The organism is Halorubrum sp. AD140, assembly GCF_034497445.1.
In the GTDB taxonomy this organism is placed as follows: domain Archaea; phylum Halobacteriota; class Halobacteria; order Halobacteriales; family Haloferacaceae; genus Halorubrum.
Map to the genome: position 1 here is coordinate 1 of NZ_JAXRUU010000108.1, position 4883 is coordinate 4883.

At 72.5% G+C, this 4883-nt stretch carries 3 protein-coding genes and 1 pseudogene; 1 reads left to right on the forward strand and 3 read right to left on the reverse strand.

What is annotated here, in order from left to right; genetic code table 11:
* Together U4E84_RS16155 and U4E84_RS16160 are read right to left on the reverse strand one after the other, a co-directional pair.
* Positions 1-861, reverse strand: an 861-nt coding sequence (locus tag U4E84_RS16155; protein WP_322533141.1) for a Gfo/Idh/MocA family oxidoreductase, incomplete at its 3' end; no start/stop codon positions are given.
* An 85-nt stretch (positions 862-946) separates the two neighbouring features.
* Positions 947-2559: pseudogene (locus tag U4E84_RS16160) on the reverse strand (thiamine pyrophosphate-binding protein).
* On the opposite strand from U4E84_RS16160, the gene U4E84_RS19005 reads away from it, so the two are divergent.
* Positions 2467-2679 carry a hypothetical protein gene (locus U4E84_RS19005; protein WP_345785520.1) on the forward strand — a complete coding sequence of 71 codons (213 nt, stop codon included), beginning with the start codon at positions 2467-2469 and terminating at the stop codon, positions 2677-2679. The pseudogene U4E84_RS16160 and the gene U4E84_RS19005 overlap by 93 nt on opposite strands.
* 71 nt (positions 2680-2750) lie before the next feature.
* Here the strand turns inward: U4E84_RS19005 and U4E84_RS16165 are convergent, their stop codons facing one another.
* Positions 2751-4664, reverse strand: a complete 1914-nt coding sequence (locus U4E84_RS16165) for a DEAD/DEAH box helicase family protein (protein WP_322533142.1) — start codon at positions 4662-4664, stop codon at positions 2751-2753.
* Positions 4665-4883 lie beyond the last annotated feature (219 nt).

The following is a 4883-nucleotide window of genomic DNA, read 5'->3' on the forward strand; positions in this document are numbered from 1 at the left end:
GACGCCGGCCTCGTGGATCGTGAGGTCGTCGCTGCCGCGGTCGAGCGTCGCGCCCGCCTCGGTGCCCCGGACCACGAACTCGTCGGTCGCGGGCCGGTTCGTCGCCCACGCGACCTCCAGCGACACCGTGTTGCCGTCGGCGTCGCGAATGAACGCGGACGCGGAGTCGTCCACGTCGAACCCCTCGGGACCGTCGTCGGCGCCCCACATGTGGACGAACGCGTAGTCGTCGCGGTTCCCGAACTCGGAGCGCGTCTCGCCGGACACCTCGACGACCTCCGGGTGACCGAGGAAGTACAGCGCCAGGTCGATGGCGTGGACGCCGATGTCGATGAGCGCGCCGCCGCCGGCGACGTCGCTCGACGTGAACCACGACCCGCGGCCGGGGACCCCTCGGCGCCGGACGTAGTTCGCCTCGACGTGGGTCGTCTCCCCGAACCGGCCCTCCGCTTGGTAGCCTCTGATCACCTGGACCGGCTCCGCGAACCGGTTGTTGAACCCGACCATGCAGAACCCCTCGGCGTCACGGGCGGCCGCGGCGATGCGCTCCGCGCTCTCGAGCGTGTGCGCGAGCGGCTTCTCCAAGAGGACGTCGAGGCCGGCCTCCAGCGCCGAGACCGCGTACTCCTCGTGGAACCGGTTCGGCGTCGTGACCAGGACGGCGTCGCACTCCTCGTAGAGCTCCGCCTCGTCGTCGTAGGCCTGAAGGTCGAACTCCTCGTGGAACGCGGCACGCGCGTCGGCGTCGATGTCCATGCCGCCGACGAGGTTCGCGCCGCGCTCGGTCAGTTTCGTCGCGTGGAGGTTTCCGATCCCGCCGAGCCCGACGATGCCGACGGCGACGTCGTTCGCGTGAGTCATAGGCACAATTCACAACGAATGTTGTTAAGGCTCACGCTCCAGTTCGTGAGGACGATATCGCGGGAGAAGGGAAGAGGTGGCCGTGTCACCGGACTCGCGTCATCCACTCGCTCGCCTGCGGCTCCGCCGGGTCGGTGACGATCTCAACGAGCGCGGGGCCGTCTCGTCGCCGGGCCGCGTCGACCGCGTCGCCGACCGCGTCCAGCCCGGTCACGCGCTCCGCGGGGACGCCCATCCCGGACGCGACGTCGACGAGGTCGAGCCCCGCGTCGGCCCAGCCGTAGGCGCCCTCGGGAAAGTCGTACGAGCGCGACGCCTCCTCGCTGATGATCGCGTAGTCGTCGTTGTTGAGCGCGACGACGGTCACGTCGATTCCCTCCGCGGCGAGCGTGTGGAGCTCGTGGACGCACATCATGAGCCCGCCGTCCCCGGTGAGCGCGACCACGTCGCGGTCGGGGTTCGCGAGCCTCGCGCCGATCGCCGACGGCAGACCGGTGCCCATCGTCGCCCACGAGCCGGGGTTGACGTACGAGCGGGGGTCCGCCGCCGGGAAGGAGACGAGGGTCCAGAGCCGGAAGCCGCCGGCGTCCGCGGTGACGACCGTCTCCTCGGGGAGCGCTTCGCGGACCTCCCGGAGGACTTCTACCGAGCGGAGCGGCTCGTCGGAAGCGCGGTCGTCCGCGAGCGCCGCGAACCGCTCCTCGTCGGCGGACCTGACCGCTCGGGCGCGCGCTGCGCCGGACCGCGCCGCTTCCGTATCAGCGCTCCGTTCGCCGTCCGTGTCGAGCCGGTCGTCGAGCGCCCGGAGGAACCGGTCCGCGTCGGCGACGATTCCGAGGTCGGTCTCGTAGCCGAACCCGACGTCGTCGCCGTCGAGGGTGACGTGAGCGAGCCGGTCCGGCATCGCGACCGACCACGAGGCGGTCGCGACCGCGTCGAGGTCGGAGCCGACGACGAGCCCCGCGTCGGCCCCGGCGAGCAGGTCGCGGAGCTCCGCGCTCGACCCGCCACAGAGGACGCCGGCGGAGAACGGATGGGTCTCCGGCAGCGTCCCCTTCCCCTGTACGTCGTCACCACGGGCGCGTCGAGGGCCTCCGCGACCGACCGGAGCGCGTCGCTCGCGCCGGACCGACGCACGCCGCCGCCCGCGAGGATCACGGGGCGCTCGGCGCCGGCGAGCAGACCCGCCGCCCGGTCGACGGCCGCTGACGGCGGGACCGGCGGCGCGGCGGGCTCCCGGGTCCCGACCGCGGGCTGTGGCGTCCGGCCCGCGAGGACGTCTTTCGGGATCCCGACGCGGACGGGTCCCTGCGGGTGCTCGCGGGCGACGCGGATCGCGTCGACGACGGCGGGGATCGCGCCCGCGGGCGAGTCGACGAGGACGTTCTCCTTGACGACCGTGTCGTACGTCTCCGGCGGCGTCTCGTGGATGCCGTCGCCGCCGCGGACCTCGCGCTCGGTCTCGACGGCGAGGTGGAGCAGCGGGACGCAGTCGTTCAGAGCGTTCTTCAGCCCGTTCATCGCGTTCATGTCGCCCGGACCGGGGACGACGCACGTGGCCGCCATCGCCCCCGGTTCGCTCGTCTCGGCGTATCCCCACGCCTGATGGGTGACGGCCGTCTCGTGGCGCGCGACGACGAACCGGGCGTCGCGGTCGGCGAGCGCCCGGTTCAGCGGGAGCGTCTGCTTTCCGGGGATCCCGAAGACAGTGTCGACGCCGCGGTCGAGCATGGCGTCGACGACCGCCTCGGCGACGGTCGGCGCGGGGGAGTCGTCGCCCGACTCGCGCCGCGGCTCGTCGCCCGCCCCCCGCCGTGACTCGTCGGTGTCCATACCGCGCAGTCGGCGGAGCGGGTGTTGAAAGCTTCGACGCCGGCGTCGACGACCCCCTACTCGGCGACGTTCGTCTCCCGCACCCGCACGCCCTTGCGCGCGAGGTGTCGCATCTGCCGCTGCGCGAACTCCTCCTCGCTGGATCCGCGCGTCGCGAGCACGTAGACGAGCGCGGAGCCGGCGGGGCGCATCGTCCGACCCGCGCGCTGCGAGCCCTGTCGGCGGGAGCCGCCGAGTCCGCTGGCGACGATGGCGACCTCGGCGTTCGGGAGGTCGATCCCCTCGTCGCCGACGCGGGAGACGACGAGGGCGTCGACGTCGTCGCGGTCGGTCTCGGACGAGTCCCCCTCCTCCCGGAACCGCCGGAACAGCTCCGCGCGCACGTGGTGTGGCGTCTCGCCGCTGACGAACGGGACGCCGAGCGCGTCGGCGATCGCCTCGCCGTGGTCGAGGTACTCGACGAAGACGAGCGCCTTCTTGTCGCGGTGGGCGGCCAGCAGGTACCGGATCTCCTCGACCTTCGCGGGGTTCTCCGCCGCGAGTCGGCGGCGCTCGCGGCCGTCGGCGCTGGCGTACTCGTTCCGCGCCAGCTCGTCGCGCCACGGGACGTACCGGATCTCGACCTCGGGCTCCTGGACGAACCCCTCCTCGAAGAGGGCGTCCCAGTCGGCGCCGATCGGCTGACCGATCAGGGTGTAGACCTCCTCCTCGCTGGCGGTCTCGCTGACCGGGGTGGCGGAGAGGCCGAGGCGGTGTTTGCTCTGCAGCTCCGCCGTCCGGGAGTAGACCGGTGCGGTGACGTGGTGGCACTCGTCGAAGCAGATCAGTCCCCACTTCCGGGAGTCGAACAGGCTCCGGTGGCGGTCCATCCCGGCGATCTGGTACGTCGCGATCGTTATCGGTCGGATCTCCTTTCGCCCGCCGTGGTACAGCCCCACGTCGGCGGGGTCGACCGTGGAGTGGTCGAGCAGCGCCTCGCGCCACTGGCCGGCGAGCTCGCGGGAGGGGACCAGAACCAGCGTCTCGCCGCCGACGGCCGCGACGGTCGCGATGGCCGCGACGGTCTTGCCGGACCCCGGCGGGCCGACGTACACCCCGGACCCACGCTCGAGGAACGTCTCGACCCACGTCTCTTGATACCCTCTGAGGTCGATCGTCAGGTCTATGTCGACCGGGTCGCCCACGTCGAGGTCGCGGTCGTCCTCGACCGGGTAGCCCGCGTCGTACAGCGCGCGCTTGATCTCGGCGACGGCGCCCTCGTTCACCCACGCCTCCGTCTCGGAGATCGGCGCCCGGAGGTGGCCGTCGTCGAGGTGCTGGTCCGCGACGTTGCCCATCAGGCTCTCGGAGGCGGCCTGCAAGACGACGTAGTCGTCGTCGTGCGTGTACAGCCGGAAGCGGTGCGCGCGCCGCCACTGGTCGCGGACCCACTCTTCGAGGTGGTCGTATCGGCGGGGGAGCACCGACCGGAGGCTGGCGACCAGCGCCTCGGCGTCGTCGAACGGCGCGGCCCACACGTCTTCCTGGCGTATCCGGTAGAGGTACCCGCGGGTGCCGGGCTCCGTCCCCGTGGTGTCGACGAGGGACGCGAACTGCGAGAGCCGGGCGCGGGTGTACTGCGTCGGGCGGTCGACGACGATCTCGCGGCGCTCGGGGAAGACCACGACGCGCTCGCGCGTCGCCAGTCGGCCCCAGTCGGTCGGGTAGAAGACGATCGGGTCGCGCTCGACGTCGAGTCGGTCCACGTCGCCGCGGTCGACGAGCGCGGCCAGCGCGTCGCGCGCGGCCGACTGCGACGTGCCGAGTCGACGAGCGACCTCGCTGGCGGTCGCGATCGGGCGTCCCTCGGCCTCTAAGGCTTCGTAAAAACGGTCGAGCGAGACGTCGTCATCGGGGCCGTCCTCGGCACCGTCGCCGGCGGGGGCGTCATCGGCGGCGTCGCCGGAACCGTCGCCCGAATCGTCGGTCATTGGCCGCGGTTCGGCCGCGACGCTGAAAGGGGTAGCGTCCGCGGCCGAGGGGTCGGGAGGCCCTCAGCGACCCGAGCGCCCGTGACAGCCGCGAGAGGTGATCGCGTCCTTCGAGCGGAACCGGCAGCCGCAGTCGGCACACCGGACGAACGGGTCGCCCGGTTCGGTCTTCAGTCGGTGGTCGCCGACGACGAACGGGCGGGTCACGGTCCGGGGGCG